Annotated in this window: 18 protein-coding genes; 5 read left to right on the top strand and 13 right to left on the bottom strand. The window is 45.8% G+C overall.

The window, feature by feature from the left end:
- Window positions 1–13: 13 nt before the first annotated feature.
- From GYK50_RS00210 to GYK50_RS00195, 4 genes are all read right to left on the bottom strand, one after another.
- Window positions 14–973 carry a glycosyltransferase family 2 protein gene (locus GYK50_RS00210; protein WP_186475334.1) on the bottom strand — a complete coding sequence of 320 codons (960 nt, stop codon included), beginning with the start codon at window positions 971–973 and terminating at the stop codon, window positions 14–16.
- Window positions 974–1,004: 31 nt separating this feature from the next.
- Window positions 1,005–2,156 carry a hypothetical protein gene (locus GYK50_RS00205; RefSeq protein ID WP_212564050.1) on the bottom strand — a complete coding sequence of 384 codons (1,152 nt, stop codon included), beginning with the start codon at window positions 2,154–2,156 and terminating at the stop codon, window positions 1,005–1,007.
- A 3-nt stretch (window positions 2,157–2,159) separates the two neighbouring features.
- Window positions 2,160–3,431 carry a glycosyltransferase gene (locus GYK50_RS00200; protein WP_212564049.1) on the bottom strand — a complete coding sequence of 424 codons (1,272 nt, stop codon included), beginning with the start codon at window positions 3,429–3,431 and terminating at the stop codon, window positions 2,160–2,162.
- Between the two features lie 123 nt (window positions 3,432–3,554).
- A complete protein-coding gene (locus tag GYK50_RS00195) occupies window positions 3,555–5,162 on the bottom strand; it encodes a glycosyltransferase family 2 protein (protein WP_093070213.1) in 1,608 nt (535 codons plus the stop codon).
- 427 nt (window positions 5,163–5,589) lie between these two features.
- Between GYK50_RS00195 and guaA the strand changes: the two genes are divergently transcribed.
- Entirely contained in the window at window positions 5,590–7,200 is a 1,611-nt protein-coding gene (guaA, locus tag GYK50_RS00190; RefSeq protein ID WP_093070211.1) for a glutamine-hydrolyzing GMP synthase, read from the top strand.
- A 58-nt stretch (window positions 7,201–7,258) separates the two neighbouring features.
- On the opposite strand, the gene GYK50_RS00185 is transcribed toward guaA, so the two are convergent.
- The 6 genes from GYK50_RS00185 to GYK50_RS00160 form a co-directional block, all read right to left on the bottom strand.
- Window positions 7,259–8,065 carry a hypothetical protein gene (locus GYK50_RS00185; protein WP_186475330.1) on the bottom strand — a complete coding sequence of 269 codons (807 nt, stop codon included), beginning with the start codon at window positions 8,063–8,065 and terminating at the stop codon, window positions 7,259–7,261.
- An 8-nt stretch (window positions 8,066–8,073) separates the two neighbouring features.
- Window positions 8,074–8,604 carry a hypothetical protein gene (locus GYK50_RS00180; RefSeq protein ID WP_093070207.1) on the bottom strand — a complete coding sequence of 177 codons (531 nt, stop codon included), beginning with the start codon at window positions 8,602–8,604 and terminating at the stop codon, window positions 8,074–8,076.
- Window positions 8,601–9,392, bottom strand: a complete 792-nt coding sequence (locus GYK50_RS00175) for a TIGR04255 family protein (protein ID WP_093070204.1) — start codon at window positions 9,390–9,392, stop codon at window positions 8,601–8,603. Before GYK50_RS00175 ends, GYK50_RS00180 begins: the two co-directional genes overlap by 4 nt.
- Before the next feature lie 166 nt (window positions 9,393–9,558).
- Window positions 9,559–10,563 carry a YhdH/YhfP family quinone oxidoreductase gene (locus tag GYK50_RS00170; RefSeq protein WP_093070203.1) on the bottom strand — a complete coding sequence of 335 codons (1,005 nt, stop codon included), beginning with the start codon at window positions 10,561–10,563 and terminating at the stop codon, window positions 9,559–9,561.
- A gap of 221 nt (window positions 10,564–10,784) precedes the next feature.
- A complete protein-coding gene (locus tag GYK50_RS00165) occupies window positions 10,785–11,762 on the bottom strand; it encodes a zinc-binding dehydrogenase (protein ID WP_093070201.1) in 978 nt (325 codons plus the stop codon).
- A 354-nt stretch (window positions 11,763–12,116) separates the two neighbouring features.
- Window positions 12,117–12,407 carry a DUF2798 domain-containing protein gene (locus GYK50_RS00160; RefSeq protein WP_228724654.1) on the bottom strand — a complete coding sequence of 97 codons (291 nt, stop codon included), beginning with the start codon at window positions 12,405–12,407 and terminating at the stop codon, window positions 12,117–12,119.
- Between the two features lie 164 nt (window positions 12,408–12,571).
- On the opposite strand from GYK50_RS00160, the gene GYK50_RS00155 reads away from it, so the two are divergent.
- The gene (locus GYK50_RS00155; protein ID WP_223335369.1) at window positions 12,572–12,928 is read left to right on the top strand and encodes an aspartate/glutamate racemase family protein; all 357 of its coding nucleotides are present in this window, start codon (window positions 12,572–12,574) and stop codon (window positions 12,926–12,928) included.
- A gap of 522 nt (window positions 12,929–13,450) precedes the next feature.
- On the top strand, window positions 13,451–14,401 hold the full coding sequence (locus GYK50_RS00150) for an alpha/beta hydrolase (protein ID WP_093070199.1): 951 nt from the start codon (window positions 13,451–13,453) through the stop codon (window positions 14,399–14,401).
- 1 nt (window position 14,402) lies between these two features.
- On the opposite strand, the gene GYK50_RS00145 is transcribed toward GYK50_RS00150, so the two are convergent.
- Window positions 14,403–15,446: an NAD(P)H-dependent flavin oxidoreductase gene (locus tag GYK50_RS00145; RefSeq protein ID WP_186475329.1), complete on the bottom strand. Its 1,044-nt coding sequence runs from the start codon at window positions 15,444–15,446 to the stop codon at window positions 14,403–14,405.
- Between the two features lie 305 nt (window positions 15,447–15,751).
- Here GYK50_RS00145 and GYK50_RS00140 point away from each other — a divergent pair, with 305 nt between their 5' ends.
- Together GYK50_RS00140 and GYK50_RS00135 are read left to right on the top strand one after the other, a co-directional pair.
- Window positions 15,752–16,102 (top strand): IS630 transposase-related protein, encoded by a 351-nt coding sequence (locus GYK50_RS00140; protein WP_186474644.1) that lies wholly within the window; start codon window positions 15,752–15,754, stop codon window positions 16,100–16,102.
- Complete coding sequence (locus tag GYK50_RS00135; protein WP_186475459.1) at window positions 16,077–16,601, top strand: IS630 family transposase; 525 nt, start codon at window positions 16,077–16,079, stop codon at window positions 16,599–16,601. Before GYK50_RS00140 ends, GYK50_RS00135 begins: the two co-directional genes overlap by 26 nt.
- 451 nt (window positions 16,602–17,052) lie before the next feature.
- Here the strand turns inward: GYK50_RS00135 and GYK50_RS00130 are convergent, their stop codons facing one another.
- Together GYK50_RS00130 and GYK50_RS00125 are read right to left on the bottom strand one after the other, a co-directional pair.
- Window positions 17,053–17,430 (bottom strand): VOC family protein, encoded by a 378-nt coding sequence (locus tag GYK50_RS00130; protein ID WP_093071292.1) that lies wholly within the window; start codon window positions 17,428–17,430, stop codon window positions 17,053–17,055.
- An 18-nt stretch (window positions 17,431–17,448) separates the two neighbouring features.
- Window positions 17,449–17,991, bottom strand: coding sequence for an acyl-CoA thioesterase (locus tag GYK50_RS00125; protein ID WP_093071293.1), 543 nt, complete (start codon window positions 17,989–17,991; stop codon window positions 17,449–17,451).
- Between the last annotated feature and the right edge of the window lie 55 nt (window positions 17,992–18,046).

The following is an 18,046-nucleotide window of genomic DNA, read 5'->3' as shown; positions in this document are numbered from 1 at the left end:
AACAAAACCACCTCTAAACAAACGGTGCATCAGGACAATGCGACGCTTCCAGTTCTTTTTCTGTAGGTGCGCGCAGCAACGTAATCGGCGCTGTCTGCGCCGCTTGCCACTCAATCAAGCCGAGCTCAGCAAACTCACCCAGCCAGCCTGCCATTGCCCAATGTTGCCACTGATCATAAAAGCGATTGGCATTGATAACGATACTGTCCAAGTGATTTAGCGGCGGACGGCAGACGCTGTGCTGCTGATGGTAGACGATTTCGGCAGTCAGATAAAACGGCATGCCGCACGCGCGTGCGCGAAACGCAAAGTCAGTGTCCTCCGCGCCGTAGCCGACATAAGCGGTGTCAAAGCCCCCAAGCGCATCAAACTGCTGGCGCGTGATGGCAAAGCACAAGCTCCAAAACGCCCCGAAGTCCTCGGTCTGCGTCATCGCGGCGGGCGCGAGTGAGTCTGTGGGCGCAAAGTTGGGACGATAAGGGTTGTATACGGAGAGCGCATCTAGCGCGGCATTATTTAGCATCCCAGCTGACAGCGCTGCTGACTCGGCGGCTGACAGCGGGCGCGTCAGATATTTGGGCTGCCCCATCAGCAGCGCGTTAGGATGCGCCGTGAGCTTGCTATACAGTCCAGCGATGCTGTCCGCCGCAACCAGACAATCGACATCTAAGAATATCAGCGCATCGAAGCTCGCGTGCGTGGCGCCGATATTGCGATTGTGCCCGATATCAAAGCGCGCTTGCTTATCGTTGCCATCTTTCGTGGTCGGAATCTGTACGATGTTCAGCGCGTATTCGTTTAGGCGCTTGGGGTCGGCGTCGTCATTGACGATGATGACTTCGGCAGGTGGCGTACTGCTGTTGGCAAGGGCGGCAAGCAGATTGTATAAGTGCGTGTTACGCCCATAGCAGGTAGTGATGACGCTCACAGGCGCGGTCGGTCGCTTCGGGGAGGCTTTGTCGTGATGCATCATAGGCTTAGTTTTTCTTATTATTAAAAGATGATTATTCGGGACGCAGCGCAAGTTTGGGCAACAGCCACTCATTAAACCATGCCTTGGTATCGCTATAGTCGCCAAAGCTATGCATCAATGCGGCAGCTGAGGTGTCCGAGTCAGGCGCTGTCTGCGTAATGGCTGTCGGCGTAGGCAGCTGCCCGTTATTGTTTTGCACCGTTTTACAAAAGTCATTCCAGCTGAGCGCCCGACCTTGCGCAATCAAAGCATTGGCGGTGGCAACTTGCTCGTCATGCGGGCGCGCGTCAGGTTGTACGATAAGCGGCGTCTGCTCGTAATAGACCTGCGCGATGCTGTTCAGCCCGCACGCCATAAACAAGGCATCGCTATGAATGATAAACGGGCGCACGTCTTTGACCTGTGTGGCAATATCGACCAAGTGACGCATGTTGTCACTAATAGGACCGAGCGAGATGATAAAGGCATCGGGCAATAGCTCACGCAATGTGGGCAGGCGCGCATCAATCGCTTGGTGTCCGCCATAGCCTTTTATCACCGTGATGATGGGCGCGCCCTCACGATGCGGCGTAGCATCGTCTGCTAAATCATTGAGTAATGTCAAAAACTCGGAACGGGTTAAATCCGTACTGAGCGCTGTACCGATAAAGTCCAAATGCAGGCTTTTCTTTGGCATCCATGCAGGCGTGTCTATCGCTTCAAGCGCGCGCGGATACGGGGCAAGCATTGCCAGCGCACCTTTAAAAGCCTCTATGTGCGGCGTATCGTCCCGCACGCCAGTCAAACGCACGTACAGATAGGGCATGCTGATCGTGCGGCATAGCATGGCAATTTCCACACTGACATCAATAATCATTAGAGCAATCTGCCGCGCGTGTAGCGCCTGTATCAGCTGATGGCTACGCGTTTGAATGTCGCGATTGCTGACAGGGGAATAGTGTAAGCTCTCAGGCTGCCAGTATTGTCCCGCACGCCCTTTGAGCACATCGTCTGCGCGCTCATCTTCAGGCGCGAGGCGGACGACTTGCGCTTCACTGATATTGCTAAAGCTATAGTCCGCCGCAGACACGCTGGTAAAAACCGTGAACTGCGCGCGCACAGGCTCAGGCAGTAGCGCCGCCAGCTTGTCCGCCTGCCGACAATGCCCCGAGCCGTGATGATGGGCGTAATAGCCGATGCGCATCCCTTAACCCTCAGCGTGCTGGGGCAAGGTGTCGAGACTTGGCGTCGCTTGTGGTGGTGGCATCGAAGGTAAGCGCTTGGTCATGGCAGCACTGGGCTTTTGCGCTGTGGATAGCGATTGTTGTTCTGGTGTCAGCGTTTGATAATACAAATCCAAATAGCCATCGACCATCGTGGTATCGGCACAAAATAACTTGGCACGCGCACGGCACGCCGCCCGTGAGATGTTTTTGATGCTATCAAACGCTTTAATAAAGGCGGCTTTGTCTTCTTTAGCGACCACAATGCCCGTTTCAGACGTGACAATCTCCGCGCACGCACCCACATCAAAGCCAATCACAGGCGTGCCGCAGGCGAGACTCTCTGCCAATATCAGACCATACGGCTCATCCCACGTACTGGTAAACAGCATCGCCGTCGCTTGACTCAAGTAGCGGTTAATCTCTGCTTTGGTTTTGTGACCGACATAGTCGAGCAAATCGCTGCCCTGCTGCTTGTCTTGGAGTAATAACGGCGCGACAGATTGCTCAAAATACTGTGCATTGCTTTTGGGGCCTGCGATAATCAGGCGCTTGCCCGCCGCCAAGCAATATTGCATTGCCAAATGCGTGCCTTTTTCAGGGCAAATACGTCCGTACCACAGATACACTTCGTCATCGATAGGTGTCAGCTGCGCGTCAAAAGAGTCCACATCAATACCGTTATACACCACTTTAGATGGCACAAATTCGGCAAACAGTTTTTGCTGATAGGTACTAATCGAGGTGAATTGCGTATCGGTGCCCAGTTGTAGGGTCAATAATGCCAAGCGCAGCTGCGGAAAAATCGGCGTATGAAAAGTGGTAAAAAAGCGCTTGCCAAAGACCTGACCCATCATCATCGGAATATGATGCAAGCTGTGATTGTGTACCACATCAATCTCGCCGCGTTCGTCACGCTCGATGATATCGCGAAGCGCATGTTGATAGGTGATGTATTGGTACATCTCCTCGCGCCCCATCGCCACCGACTCATGCTCGTTTGGATAGACCATCGCCTCAAATTCTTGACGCGACAATAGCGGTACAAGGGTCGCCTCCGTCTGACTGTCAGCATGCGCGTAAAGCAGCACCTCGTGCCCCGCCGCAACCAGCTTATCACATAGCAAATGCGTAATCATCTCAAGCCCGCCTGCGTAAGGCTCAGCAATCGGGTATAAAGAATGCGCAATGATAGCAATGCGTAAGGGTCGCTTCTGCGGCGTGACAGAAGCAGTGGGTAAAGATAAAAGGGTCATAATATTTCCTATGGCGGCGCTTATTCATCATCGTTATGGCCGCCGCTGTTATGGTTGTTGTTATTGAAAATAAAGGTAAAAGTCAGGATAAAAATGTGCGCAAAATAAAAAGTAAAATAAAGGTTAAAAGTTGATGGTCTGCTTATCTTGTACGCGATCAGTCGTCTTGATAAAGGGCATTTTTTGAATGTTTAGTGGCTTTACATATTCTGTATTTAATAAGGGAAAAGGTGCTGATGGTTCTGATAAAGAACGCAGGTACTCGGCCTCGCTGGCAGTGCTGTAATTGGCTAAGGCAAGTCTTGCGGCAATGAGTTTTAAACCAAAGACGGTGAGCGCACAGACAAATAGTATCGGGGAATAAGCCGCAGACAGCGGTGATACCAACAGGGCAGTGAGTGCATTTAATATCAATAGTAATTTGGGTAAGGCACGGCGATTGGCGTGCTTTAGCGCTGATTGCGTGGCATCAGGAGCGATTTTTGGGGTACACACAAAGGGCTTTTGCCGTCCCCACAATACAGGCAACCAGCACAGCGCACCCACTTCCCAAAAGTTTAAATGCATCAGCCATGTACGTAAGCGTTTAGGAATAGAATGTCGATAGCCGCGCTGCATTTGCTGGGTGAGTGGCGCTTGGTCGTGCAAATACGCCCATAAACGGCGCAGTAAAAATACGCCGTAACCTGCATAGATGACAGCCAAAATCGGTAACGCCCATGTGCTGTCGTGCCCCACTATCAAGGTGAGCGCCATCAGCATCACGGTGATAAGCTGAAGCAAGATTAAAATCCCTGTGCCGTTGACCCATGCACTGAGCTGCGACAAGTGCGCGCGCTGATAGCGGCGCTGCTCAGCTTTGCTGTGTTTGGTTGTCGCCATACTCGCGGCATACGTCGGATGCAGACGACGTAACAATGGCGCGGCAAGATAGCGACAAAAAATCTGCATATTGCCATATACCCAGCGCTGACGCTGTGCCAATAAATCACACAAGGTTGCGGGCAGCAGTCCCGTTGCAATCACTGTAGGAATAAAGGCGCTACGCATATCATGCTGATGCATGAGCACCCCCATCTGCGCGTCTTCGGTGATTGATGCGCCCGACCAGCCGCCCAGCTGCTGCAAATCACGACGGCGAATGACCGCATAGGTGCCTGTCGATAAGGCGCGTATACGATTGCGCGGCTGATATAGGTGATGGTTAAAGTAATGATTCAGCTCGCTGTGAATGTCCTCAAGATGGGCGCTGCGATAAAACTGCGGAAACTGTAATAGTGTGTGCTCAGGATAGTCGTTAATGGCTTGTACCATCGCCTCACGGGCATGCGGCAATGCTTCATAATCGCTATCCACCACCACGATATGACTACAGCGTCTGTCCATCCACGCCAGCGCCAAGTTAAGTGCACCCGCTTTGTAGCCTGCAATCTCATCAATATGATAAAAGCGCACGTTGAGCGCGGCATCTAGCGATTCACAAAAGGCGGCCAGTGGTTGATAAAGAGATTTATCCGTATGGTTATTATCAATAATTAAGATTTCATCCACTGCCTGTTTGACAGCCAATAACGACTTAATGGTTGCAATCACAATCTCAGGTGGCTCCGCTCGTGTCATTAGCTGGAAGCTAAAGGCAATCGTGGCAGTAGTCGACTGAGATGATACGGGCGCAAAAACTGTATCTTGCACACCGTGCATCATACGAGACGCAGACGTTAAAGGAGTCATAATCTTTTATTCTTATCGTTATCGAGCTGTGGACGTTGGAAACAGGGGCAGCAAATAGCGCTTTGGTTTTAATGAAATATTTAATTGGCGCTTGAGAGAACAAATTCATAGTAATACAAAGCTTGGTAACATATTGATTATTAAGTGTTAGTTTCTGCACTATCTCGTAATGTTACGTAAGTTTTTCAGTCATTAACTTAAGAAATTTAGTGAAGCATCGAAAATATAGAGATACACACCTATAAAATAAGGTTTTATAAAAGGTTTATAGCGATAGGCGTCAAAAATCTGTCTTAGTCATGTCCTTATGTTGAGTGCGTCAACGCTTGAAAAAAATAGTTAAGAATAAACCGCATATCAACCGCCATTCATGGCGCTAAACTTGTTAAAATAGGGCACCAATTTTTTATTGATGGATACTCACCTTATGACGACCGCATCATCGACGCCAACTATCAAGCAAGACCGCATTTTAATCCTCGATTTTGGCTCGCAATACAGTCAGTTAATCGCCCGCCGTGTGCGCGATTCTGGGGTATTTTGTGAGATGTTCCCTTATGACATCGACACTCAGCGTATCATCGATTTTGGCGCAAAAGGCGTCATCTTATCGGGTGGCCCTGAGAGTGTGCATGCGGACAATAGCCCGCGTATCAATGACGCGGTGTTTGAGCTCGGTGTACCAGTACTTGGCATTTGCTATGGTATGCAGGCGATGGCAGATCGCTTCGGCGGGCAAGTTCATGCCAGTGATATTCATGAGTTTGGTGCGGCGACCATCGAAGTAAATGGTCACTCGCAGCTGACTGACGGTATCGAAGACAGCAAGACTGACGGCGCGGCTGCCAAGCTAAACGTTTGGATGAGTCATGGTGATAAAGTCATCAAAGCGCCTGAAGGCTTTGACATCGTTGCTAGTACGCCAAGCTGCCCGATTGCGATTATGGCTAATGATGACAAGAAATACTACGGTCTACAGTTCCACCCAGAAGTGACGCACACCCTACAAGGTCAAGCGCTGCTAGGTCGTTTTGTCCATCAGATTTGCGATTGTGCTGGTGAGTGGACGCCAGACAATATCGCTGATATGCGTATTGCACAGCTCAAAGAGCAAATCGGTGACAAGCAAGTATTGCTCGGACTATCGGGCGGCGTGGACAGCTCAGTCGTTGCAGCACTACTGCACAAAGCCATTGGCGATCAGCTGACTTGTGTGTTTGTGGATAATGGTCTCTTGCGTCTGCATGAAGGCGATCAGGTCATGCAAGTTTTTGCAGAAAACATGGGCGTCAAAGTCGTCCGCGTCGATGCCGAAGAGCGCTTCTTAACCGCGCTGGCTGGCGAGAGCGACCCAGAGAAAAAGCGTAAAATCATTGGTAAAACCTTCATCGACGTATTCGCTGATAGTGCGCGTCAAGTGAGCGAGCAGAGCGATGGTAAAGTTGTTGAGTTCTTAGCACAGGGTACGATTTACCCAGACGTGATCGAATCTGCTAAGTCACATCAAGGTAAAGCACACGTCATTAAGAGCCATCATAACGTTGGCGGTTTGCCAGATGACTTGGCGTTTGAATTGGTTGAGCCGTTACGCGATCTATTTAAAGATGAAGTGCGTAAACTTGGTATCACCCTTGGTCTACCAGAGAAGATGATTTACCGTCATCCATTCCCAGGGCCAGGTCTAGGCGTACGAATCCTTGGCGAAGTGAAAAAAGAATACGCTGATGTCTTGCGTTTGGCAGATGCTATCTTTATGCAGGAGCTGGAGCGCTCTGGCTGGTATGACAAAACCGCGCAAGCCTTTGCGGTATTCCAACCAATCAAATCAGTTGGCGTGGTCGGTGATGGCCGCCGCTATGCGTGGGTGATTGCGCTACGTGCCGTTGAGACGGTGGACTTTATGACCGCGCGCTTTGCCCATCTACCGTATGATTTGATTGAGACAGTATCGAATCGCATCATGAATGAAATCGCTGAGGTCTCACGCGTGACGTATGATGTATCGAGCAAGCCGCCGGCGACGATTGAGTGGGAATAATCTCTACTCAGTATTTAGCTGAAATAAAAAACACTCAACTTGGTTGGGTGTTTTTTGTCTAAATTCCTGTATCAGGTGGTATAGGGTTATTTTCTTCGTACGAAAGATAGTCAAAATCGATACGTTGATATTGGCGTAAAGTACCTACAGAAATTTTAAATTCAGTGCCTACTTTAGGAACAGAGACGTCCATTCCTGCATCTTTTAATATATCGGCATATTCATTAAGTGCATCAGTAGCAGAAGCAATAGACTGATCATTAGAAGCTATACCTAACAAATTAACTGAATAAGTTTCTTCATCCTTAATATCTCGATTTGGATAAATATCAACATATATACCAGTTAGATATTCATTAGCTCGCTTAGCAATCTTTTTTCTTTTACCTTTTTTATCAGAAGACGCGATTAGCTGATCGAATTTAGTAGGTAATGCTGGTCTTTTATAACGACCAGCTAGCCAATCAATATACTGATTTAGGTTCCCTTCTAAAAAGTTAATTGAAGAATCAGGTTTAAATTCTTCAAGAAGTGACTTTTTTATTTGAATTTTTTCGTGAGCTTTTAGCTCTAAAATAACCTTCTCATCAGAGCTGTTTGAGTTGGCTTCTATATGCAATATTCTAGGATGACGATTATGGCTATACTGTTTATTAAACGCTTCAGCTGATAAAGGCCGGACAATAGAGAGCTCGATGTATTCTTCTTGCGAGGAGGCAACGTCGCATGATTGCGAGGCAACAACCAACAAGTTGTTAGCAGATATAGTGAACGTACTATCTATATCACCTATTAGCTTTGCAACTGTTTCAGGTTTGACAAAGCTGCCTTGTCGCCATCCTAATGCTTCGAGTATACGCTGCATTTAAACCTCTAAATTAAACCTAATTCAGGCGTCAGTGATTGATGAGCAAGACGTCGACCTGCAAAAATTATTTTTTCTCTATCAAGCTTTTCGTCTGTTAACATTTGCATCACGCTAGTAGAACCTAGGATAGGGGTAAACAGCTTTTCTTTATCAGTAGGAAGCTTGTTATAACTCCAGTCTTCTGCGATAACGCTTAACTCAAACACTCTTTGTCTATCTTTTTCTTTACTAATCCCTTGCTTCTCCCAGTTGTACAGTGTTTTTCTTGAGACACCAACAAGCTTAGCAAGCTCTTCATCACTCAAATCAAAATACTCTTTTATTGTCGAAAGCTGAGACTGGCGAGTATTGTACTTAACATTAATACTTGATCCGCTTGCTTGGCTCATTTTGTCAATTATATAACGACTGTTATCGTAACTGGTTGATTTCTTAAAAGCATAGGCTGGAGTAGTGGCAAGAATAGAAGCGCCTATAAAAGCGGTAGTAATGTTCTTATTTATCCAGCTATTTGCTCCATAACTGTTTTGTCTCATTTCCATGCCTCCTTGGCTTGTTCTGTTGTTACATTCCAAAATGCTTTTCGACTGATTTTATGCATGTGTGATAGCTTACTAAGTATTAATCCTTTATTAAAATCTAGTGGACCGGACTCTTCTTCCTGAGCATTCCATACATGGTCGATATCCAATAGTAGTCTTTTGACAGGCTTATCAGAAGATTTTTCTATTGCAATGGGTAAATTCTCTGCATCAGGCCAAACTAAAACTTTATCCTCACCGTATATCGAACGAATAAAAATAGCCCCTTCTGTGGTTCTCCATAAAGTTTCATTAGTCTGTCTTAGTAAGCTCCCTGACAGTTTTAAATCATCGTTGTTGTATAGTCTAGGCTGAACAAAATCTTCTATTGAGCCTTTGCCTTCAATGTTAAAAATGGTATCGCTATAACGTAAGCCAAGACCTAAACAGAGGCTTGGGTTAATAACATCTATAATAGTTTGTAATAAGAAATCACAGTTCTCTTCAAATCCATTAAAGCGTTCATATTCACTAGTCATAAACAATAAACGATTCTGGTTAACCGAAGCTGCGGTATGACTATTTTTAGAGATAAACTCCCAGTTGGCTTGAGCCTCTAAGCTTATACCGTTAGGCGACACCGTAATTTCTTGGGTCTCAGTGTTCCTTAGAATTGGTAGCTTATTTCTCAAAGCATCTTGAATCTTAGGTATGTATTCCTTTATACCTAGTATAGGAGAAAATCTAAATTCTGCTAATACAAAGACCAAAGGTTGATTTGATAACTTTTTATAGTCACACATGTTGAACTCTCAGTAAGCTGATAAGTCTATTTAAAGTTATTATATAATACACACTATGTGTAATTAGTTGTGTAATTTTTGGAAAACAATTGAGAATTCCAAAAAAAAGCAGCACCCCGAAAGAGCACTGCCATCATCTAAAAACTCATTTCTCTAAACCAATAACTTAACCCCGCACATTCACCACATAACGCCCAACCACCTTACTCGAAATAAAGCGATCTAAGTATTCAGGCGTTTGCTCAAGGGTAATTTCTTCAGCATAACCCTCAAGGTCAGGCAATTTCATATCGGTTGAAACGCGCTGCCAAATCGCTTTTTTGTCCTCAAGGGGGATAAGTACCGAGTCGACACCCAATAATGACACTGCTCTGGTGATAAATGGCATGACCGTCATCGAAAACTCCGCACCGCCCGCTAGGCCGCAACTGGTCACTGCGCCGCCCGCTTTGGTTTGCTTGAGCAAATTAGCTAGATAATCGCCACCGAGTGTATCAATGGCATTGGCCCACAGCTCACGGCCGATAGGTTTGCTACCGATTTCATTGATCGTATCGCGATGACGGACTTCGCTTGCGCCAAGATTTTTTAGATAATCGCTTTGTTCAGGCTTACCTGAGAAGGCGATAACCTCGTAGCCCAATTGACTTAATATAGCGATACTGATACTACCGACGCCGCCCGTTGCGCCCGTGACGGCGACTGGTCCGTCTTCAGGTTTTGCGCCCATTTTCTCAAGCTTTTGCACGCTTAAGGCTGCGGTTAGGCCGCCAGTACCATAAATCATTGCTTCTTTTAATGTTAATGATTTTGGACATTCTATCGCCCAATCAGCGGGTATCGAGATTATCTGGCCAAGCCCGCCTGCGGTGTCCATGCCGAGATCATAGCCGAATACCAACACTTCTTGCCCTGCGCTAAACGTGCCTGATTTGTCACTGACGACGACACCTGCCGCGTCAATACCAGGGGTATGCGGATAGTTTCTGGTGATTCTTTTATTGCCCGTGGCTGACATGGCATCTTTGTAGTTCAATGATGAATAATGCACTTCGATGAGCAAGTCATTCTCTGGTAAGTCACTGACTTTGCGCTCGTGAATGCTTTTTTTGAATTCACCGTCGTTAGTTTCTTCAACGACTAAGGCTTTAAACGTTTTCTCGTTTGACATAGTGATATCCCTATTACGTTTTATTGTTTATGTTCATGAGTCATGGCTTAACTATCGCATGCTTCATTATCTCATGACTGCAAAGCCATTAAAGCAAAAAAATCCCACTGTACTTTAGGATAAATACAAACGGGCTTCTTGTTATTTTATGCTACCTCTGATGATAATAGTCGTTGAAAGGTTAGTGTGTAAATTATAGTTTTGACAATACTTTAAAGTTACTAAGGTTTTAATAGTACCTTACCTTTTTTGCCAGATTGCACATCACCTGAGACGGCTTTGGTAATCTCATCAAGCCCATAAACCGCTTCAATTGGTAATTTTAGATTGCCGTTGGTCGCGCGCTCTAGTAGTTCATCAATCAGACGCTGTTTGTTGTCCAGATCCATTTCTTGGCTAGTTTTGCTGCCCCAGAAGCCTTTGACGATAGCTTGCTTAAAGATCAGGCTGCCAGCGTCTAGTTGCATTGGTTTACCTGACATAATACCAAACGAGACCAACGTGCCGTTGCTACCGAGTAGCGATAGCAGCTCATTGCTTGATTCGCCACCGACGGAGTCCACAGCAGCGGTGATCTTGTCCTCACCGATGATAGCGCGGACTTGGTCTTGCCAGTCATCATCAGTAGTGACGACATTGTTTTTGATATCTAGCGCGGTCAGCTCTTCTAACGAGTCTTTGCTACGCACGAGATTAATGGTGTTCACACCGCGTGCCGCTGCCAGCATGGCTAGTGTTTTACCAACAGCACCATTAGCCGCATTATGGATGATCCATTGTCCACTATCTACTTCTAGGAATTCAAGAAGCATCAAGGCGGATAATGGCATAGCAATCAGCTGCGCGGCCAGTTCGTCTTCGATGCTATCAGGGATGACAAACACCATAGTGGCAGGGGCGACAAAATACTCTGCCCACGTTTCGTGCACACTGGCACAGGCCACGCGCTGACCGATGCTTAAGTCTGTGACCTCATCACCGACCGCATCAATAATTCCTAACGCTTCACTACCGCCAACCGCTGGCATTTCTGGCTTGTAGCCGTATTGCCCGCTGACCGTTAGCATGTCGTGGTTATGAATGGGGGAAAGGATGGTTTTGATACGTACTTCGTTGGCAGCAGGCTGCGGCATAGGACGCTCGCCCACGCTCAGTACGTCGGAAGGTTTGCCAAAGTGATCATAAGTAGCAACGCGCATAAATTATCCTTAATCAATTATTTGTTATTATGTGTGTGGGTCCCAGACCAGCACGTTATGGTGTAGCTATCGTACTGTGTGATCTGGTTTAAATATAATCAGTATGGATCATACTATAGATAACAATAGACTGGTCGTCTAGTAAATAGATGATAACGTTATGTATGGTTTTGTTTCAGGTGGATTAAATGCTCAGTCATTGTCTTGACAGCATAGATATGGATTGCTGCATTTGATAAAGATGAGCAGTCGCCATACTGATCATGTACAGACATAGTGCTTGAGCCGTCAATGACACGGCGCTATATGGAAAGAGATTGACTATATAGAATAGAGGCTTAATAAAATAGCGGCTTAATAAAACTCAATGCGACTAAGGATGTGCTCCTGCACCATATAAGCACAAAAATACGCGCTGGGCCACGCCACGATAAAGACCAATCCCCACGAGTGCATCAGCTCGGTAAAAAAACCGTCAATATAGCCCACCTTTATAAGCAATAATACGGTTGAGATGATGAGTGACATCATCATCGCCATAAGACCAGTAAAGATCAGGCGATAGTATTTGCGGCGGGTGCGTATTCTGATGGTGGGGAAGTTGGCCATAGTTTCGATTATCCTACAAGTGATAGCAGTGCTCATGATACTCCGTGATGACGGACTGGTAAAATCGTTATTATCAATCGTCAGGTTTGCTATAGATTCATAACCATCTTTTTATCTTGAGAAAAACAATATCTCTAGATAATGCGCTCTTCTAGAGAGCAACTTTTGCTACGATAATCTATGATAAGTAAGACTAAACGATAAATAGGAAAATAGCGCTATTGGATACGCAGTTTACGATGACCCAAGATTTTTATAAGCAGCGTCTGACAGATAGCGGTTTGCAAATGGTGATACCTCAAGAAGACGCAAGGGTAGAGGTGCACCGAATTATCTATGAGGAGCTGTGCCAAGGGCAGTTATTGGATAGCTCAAGAGAATATTATCAAAGGATCATTGAGCAGTTAGCTGATGCAGGCTGCGAGGGCGCGATCTTGGGCTGTACTGAGATTGGCATGCTGATTAAGCAAGCTGACAGCCCCATCCCTGTGTTTGATACCACCGCTATCCATGCGCGAGCTGCGGTAAGGTTTTTAGTGGATAAGGCAGTCGGCTAAATACTGCAAAGATAGCATAAAGCCTGCTGCGACCGTTTAGCCTTTATCGTAAGTTGGTTAATGGCTATCATGAACCTTTTTGTGCACTTTGACGATACGGCGCAGCGGTAACCGTCTCCATGGTGTCGTTGGTAGGGCAAATAGCAGCATGGTTTTGGCGATAGACCCTTTGGTAAGGTCACGCGATTTATTAGAGGGCGTACTCGTGTCGCTTAAGGTGCATCCTTATATGCCACTTTGATTGGGCTTTGATGAGTGTCAGTTGGGTTTAATTGAGAATAGATAGTGAGCTTAGGGTTGTAGTTATAACCACTACTGCTATAAAGCGCTCCTATTATAAATGACAATGCTTAAGCTATCTTGGCTAGAAAGGTAAACAAGAGCTAACGATAGTCTTGTTTATAGGCATAAGAAATAAGGGTTTGACTAGAAAGTTATAAATTAAAAAATCTAGGCACAAGTTTAGCGCTAAAATCAAAGTCAGATTTTGTTTCCACCTTAATTCTAAACAAGGATGTCTTTATGCTATTTAAACGCTTAGGCCTTGCCGCACTATTTAGTCTCTCTATCGTAGGCTGTACCACAGCGCCCAATACGCTTGCCGTTAACACTACCCAAAAAATTATCCAATATGAGCGCAATAAGTCTGATCTGGATGTCAAATCATTTACGCTAACTTCTGGCGACAAGTTAGTTTATGCCGAAAACGCCAACCTAACAGGCGAGCCCTTACTCCTTATTCACGGTTTTGGTGGTAATAAAGACAACTTCACCCGTATCGCTGATGAGTTAGAGGACTATCATCTGATCATTCCTGATCTGCTGGGTTTTGGTGAATCGAGCAAACCTATGAGCGCAGACTATCGCTCACAGGCACAGGCCACGCGCTTACATGAGCTGTTGCAAGCTAAAGGATTGGCAAGCAATATTCACATCGGCGGTAACTCGATGGGCGGCGCGATCAGTGTCGCGTATGCTGCACAGTACCCAAAAGACGTCAAAAGTCTGTGGCTTGTCGATAGCGCAGGGTTTTGGTCAGCAGGCGTGCCAAAATCGCTTGAGGGCGCAACCCTTGAGAACAACCCATTGCTGATCAATAGCAAAGAAGACTTCTACAAGATGTACGATTTTGTCATGTATAAGCCGCCTTATTTGCCCAAGTCAGTCAAAGCGGTATTCGCGCAAGAGCGTATCAATAATAAGGAGTTGGACGCCAAAATCCTTGAGCAAATCGTCACTGATAGTGTCGAGGAGCGCGCTCAAATCATCGCGAACTATCATATTCCAACGCTCGTGGTTTGGGGTGATAAAGATCAAGTCATCAAACCTGAAACGGTCAATGTGATCAAAGACATCATCCCGCAAGCGCAAGTCATTATGATGGAAGATATCGGTCATGTGCCGATGATAGAGGCAGTAGAGCAAACGGCTGATGACTATGAAGGGTTTCGTGCAACGCTGAAGGGTCAGTAATTCACAAACCTTTTATTAATCGTGTCAGTAAGGCGTCTGTACTTTCGTTTTTGACTAACGTGACGCCTTGCCCTGCCCATAACGACAGATGCTCGGCGTCCAAACGCTTGGCTGCATCCGCCCGCATAAACTTGGTCATGGCATTGAGTTGCGGGTAGGGCGGTAGCGTATCTGCACACTCAAACTGAGCAAAATCACGCAAATAGTTGTTTAATAATCCACGTGCAAGCTTACCTGAGAACAATCTGGTTAAGCGCGTCTCAGTACTGCGTAACCCTTGACTGGCATCAATAAGCGCTTGTTTATACGTATCATTAATACCGCATTGATCTGTGGTCAAAAACGCCGTTCCCATTTGCGCAAGCTCAGCACCTGCCGCTTGTACTGCCTTAATATCCTGTCCCGTCATGATGCCGCCCGCGGCGATCATTGGAATATCCGTGCAAGCGCGCGTTTGACCAATCAATGTCAGCAGCCCCATGGGGTCATTTGCGCTTTGTGGCAGCCAGCCACCGCGATGGCCGCCCGCTTCGACGCCTTGTACGCAGACGGCGTCCGCGCCAATATCCGCCCATGCTTTTGCCTCGTGAGGATGATTGGCCGTACCGACGACACGTGTGCCTAGACTCTGTAAGTGCTGCACTTGCTCGGCACTGATAATACCAAAGGTAAAGCTAGCGACAGGCACGGGGTTGTCATAGAGCACTTGTAACTGGTCTGCAAACCTAAGCGCTGGTCGCTCAGGCAATGAGGTGTCTATCTGGTTTTTTTGATAATATTCGTCTAACCAAGCAGGGATGTCGCTAGTAAAGGTATTAGACTCATGCTCAGACAACACCATTAAATTAATCATAAAAGGACGGTCGGTGCGCGATTTGATGGTATTGATTTGCTCGTTTAACACCTCAGGCGATGTGGTGCCAGCACCCAATGAGCCAAGCCCACCAAAATCACTCACTGTCAGCGCCAGCTCAGGCGTAGTCGCTCCTGCCATTGGTGCTTGGACGATGGGGTAGGTGAGGTTAAGCGTATTGAGTAAGCTCATGAATGGCTCCTTTTTATTAGGATATTTGCATGACTTACTGTAGCAGAGGTAGGCGGTGCGCGTGTTGGATAGTGTTTATTTAGTTGATGAATAGGGTGGTGGGTTTTGGTCATGCTTTTGCATTTGAGATAACTATATAAAGATTAATTCTAAAGTCTAAGAAACTTCAAGTATATTTTTTAAGAAAAATAATACTTCAGGGTATTCAACATTCATTTCGTTAATATCAGATTGTTCAATTATAGTCAATTCCACCTAAAAGTGTTATAAATTAATTATCAAATCCAATTGTTATTATAAAGACCATGACTTACTCACTAGATTTTCGCAAACAGGTACTAAAAAGCTTAGACGAGGGTATGACCTTTGCCGAGGCGGCTGAGTCTTATAATCTGAGCCCAACCACCATACAGAACTGGAAGCGGCGTGTTCATAGTAAAACAACCAGGCAAACCAAGCCCTATAAAATACCAGATGATGTGCTACTTAATGATGTCAAAGAGTATCCCGATGATTACCAGTATGAGCGAGCTCGTCGTCTAAACTGTAGTAAAACAGGCATTCATCATGCCCTAAAGCGCCTAGGCATCAGTCAAAAAAAAGACTTTAGAACATCCAAAAGCCTGTCCAATCAAAAGAGCGGCGTATCAGAATAAGCTTGAGCACTTTAAGCAGCAAGGCTACCCCATTGTATATATGGACGAAAGCGGCTTTGAGGCTGAAACCATTCGCTCTCATGGTTATGCACCGATTGGTAAACCCTGTATCGATAGCTACAACTGGCAAGGTAAAAAGCGAACCAACGTTATCGGTGCTCTCTATGAAAAGATGCTGTTTGCACTAGATTACTTTAAGCACAACATTAACAGCAGCATATTCTACAACTGGTGCAAACAAACCCTAATCCCAAGTCTTAAAACCAAATGCGTGATTGTGATGGATAACGCTCGATTTCATAAGAAGAAGCGCATTCAAAAGCTACTGAATAGGCATGGTCATCGTATTCTATGGCTGCCACCGTACAGCCCTGATTTGAACCCTATTGAAAAGAAATGGGCACAAGTAAAGTTTCTACGCCAAGGCTGGTTGGAAAACGACTTATCCAAGTTGTTTTATGATGTTTGTCCTAACCATAACAATTTTATTTTGAACTGACTATACTAGTTGGTATTTCATTACTTATGACTTCCATAGATATTATTTTAAATAAGTGAATGTAGCTGTATTATGTCCTAATCTTTTCAAATAGACCTCTTGCATAAGTCGTCGCTAGCCCCTACCGCCTCGTTGATAAAGTTTAGTAAATTGGTACTTTTGCAAGAGGCCTAATGTAAATAGAAAGTTATGACCATCTCTCCCTTAGTGTGCCATAAAAGCTTATTATAAATAATCTATATACTGAATTTTTACACAAAAAAAGAGCCAATCATCCAAGCTACCCAAAAGATGACTAAGAAAATTGACACATTTTTATAACTTTACTTCTTAACTTTTGCTATTAATTCAACTGCAACAATACTTTCGCACTCATCAGCAGCTTAACCATATCATCACCGCTAATCGGCAAATTCCAATGACACGCCCTAAACAGACTGACTCTAGCTTTTTACTTCAACGGACTTATCGTTAGTATGACGCCGAATCCATCTGGATCAGTCAACTCGATGCCGTTTTCATTCCAATAAGGATTTTGTGAGGTGATTGGTAGTATATCTGCCTGTTTTGCTCTATCTATAATGGTTTGGATTTCTTCTTCGTTGTCTAAGTAAAACACGATCAAATCATCCCTGTCAGGATGATGGTTTGCTTTATCAGCGGAATAGGTAAACTCCATATGCCAATCCTGATCGGGAAATCCTAAAAAAACACCATCGTAACCATTATGGTCTTTGAAGCCGCCCAGCTTTTCTAGTCCAATAATATTCTGATAAAAATCAATAAGGGTGTCCAAATTATTGGTGTGCCGTGCATATCGAAATTTCATAAGTATCCTTACTCAATCCTAGTCCTGCGGTGGCCATGGACGATCACGATCGCTCTCGATCCATTCGGCGACATAGCCAGTTGGCGGTAGGTCCCAGTCAGACTTGCCCAATGCGGCCAGTACTTGCGCAGTATCGATCACCCGTCCACCTTTGGTCACGCCCGTACGCAGTAGCGCAGAGGAGCAAGGTTTGCCTTTGACCCACATGGATTGTTCAATATAGAGCCAGCGCGCATCGATACCGACGATTTTAGTTTTTAGCGTGACTTTGTCAAAGGCACGAATACGCTTGCGATATTGGATGGTACTGCCAGCGATGACCAGACCCCAACGCTGTTTTAGCAGCTGCGTGCCAAGTCCGCTACGCACCGCAAAATCCATACGCCCCAAATCATACAGCGTGAATACGCGACCGTTATTCATCTCTAAGAAATTATCGATATCCGTCAGGCGACAGCGAAACTGAATCTCGCTGGTCTCTTTTAGAGTTAAGGTATCGCCCTTTTTTACTTTTAAGGCGGCATGAGCGATGGTGCTGGCATAACGGATAAATGGGTACATAAAGTCGTCTCGAAGGTTTAAAGAACAGCATTAAAAGTCGTTAAATTAGGAGCTA

Source organism: Psychrobacter pacificensis (assembly GCF_018336615.1).
Taxonomy (GTDB): Bacteria; Pseudomonadota; Gammaproteobacteria; order Pseudomonadales; family Moraxellaceae; genus Psychrobacter; species Psychrobacter pacificensis.
The sequence above is the reverse complement of the archived record's forward strand: the minus strand, read 5'-3'. Positions and strand labels throughout refer to the sequence as shown.

What these genes read in the sequence shown, in the direction of transcription:
- GYK50_RS00210 (WP_186475334.1), bottom strand. Translation starts at nt 973, where the DNA reads ATGATGCATCACGACAAAGCCTCCCCGAAGCGACCGACCGCGCCTGTG.
- GYK50_RS00205 (WP_212564050.1), bottom strand. Translation starts at nt 2,156, where the DNA reads ATGCGCATCGGCTATTACGCCCATCATCACGGCTCGGGGCATTGTCGG.
- GYK50_RS00150 (WP_093070199.1), top strand. Translation starts at nt 13,451, where the DNA reads ATGCTATTTAAACGCTTAGGCCTTGCCGCACTATTTAGTCTCTCTATC.
- GYK50_RS00165 (WP_093070201.1), bottom strand. Translation starts at nt 11,762, where the DNA reads ATGCGCGTTGCTACTTATGATCACTTTGGCAAACCTTCCGACGTACTG.
- GYK50_RS00180 (WP_093070207.1), bottom strand. Translation starts at nt 8,604, where the DNA reads ATGAGACAAAACAGTTATGGAGCAAATAGCTGGATAAATAAGAACATT.
- GYK50_RS00145 (WP_186475329.1), bottom strand. Translation starts at nt 15,446, where the DNA reads ATGAGCTTACTCAATACGCTTAACCTCACCTACCCCATCGTCCAAGCA.
- GYK50_RS00200 (WP_212564049.1), bottom strand. Translation starts at nt 3,431, where the DNA reads ATGACCCTTTTATCTTTACCCACTGCTTCTGTCACGCCGCAGAAGCGA.
- GYK50_RS00195 (WP_093070213.1), bottom strand. Translation starts at nt 5,162, where the DNA reads ATGACTCCTTTAACGTCTGCGTCTCGTATGATGCACGGTGTGCAAGAT.
- GYK50_RS00125 (WP_093071293.1), bottom strand. Translation starts at nt 17,991, where the DNA reads ATGTACCCATTTATCCGTTATGCCAGCACCATCGCTCATGCCGCCTTA.
- GYK50_RS00130 (WP_093071292.1), bottom strand. Translation starts at nt 17,430, where the DNA reads ATGAAATTTCGATATGCACGGCACACCAATAATTTGGACACCCTTATT.
- guaA (WP_093070211.1), top strand. Translation starts at nt 5,590, where the DNA reads ATGACGACCGCATCATCGACGCCAACTATCAAGCAAGACCGCATTTTA.
- GYK50_RS00185 (WP_186475330.1), bottom strand. Translation starts at nt 8,065, where the DNA reads ATGCAGCGTATACTCGAAGCATTAGGATGGCGACAAGGCAGCTTTGTC.
- GYK50_RS00160 (WP_228724654.1), bottom strand. Translation starts at nt 12,407, where the DNA reads ATGAGCACTGCTATCACTTGTAGGATAATCGAAACTATGGCCAACTTC.
- GYK50_RS00140 (WP_186474644.1), top strand. Translation starts at nt 15,752, where the DNA reads ATGACTTACTCACTAGATTTTCGCAAACAGGTACTAAAAAGCTTAGAC.
- GYK50_RS00170 (WP_093070203.1), bottom strand. Translation starts at nt 10,563, where the DNA reads ATGTCAAACGAGAAAACGTTTAAAGCCTTAGTCGTTGAAGAAACTAAC.
- GYK50_RS00175 (WP_093070204.1), bottom strand. Translation starts at nt 9,392, where the DNA reads ATGTGTGACTATAAAAAGTTATCAAATCAACCTTTGGTCTTTGTATTA.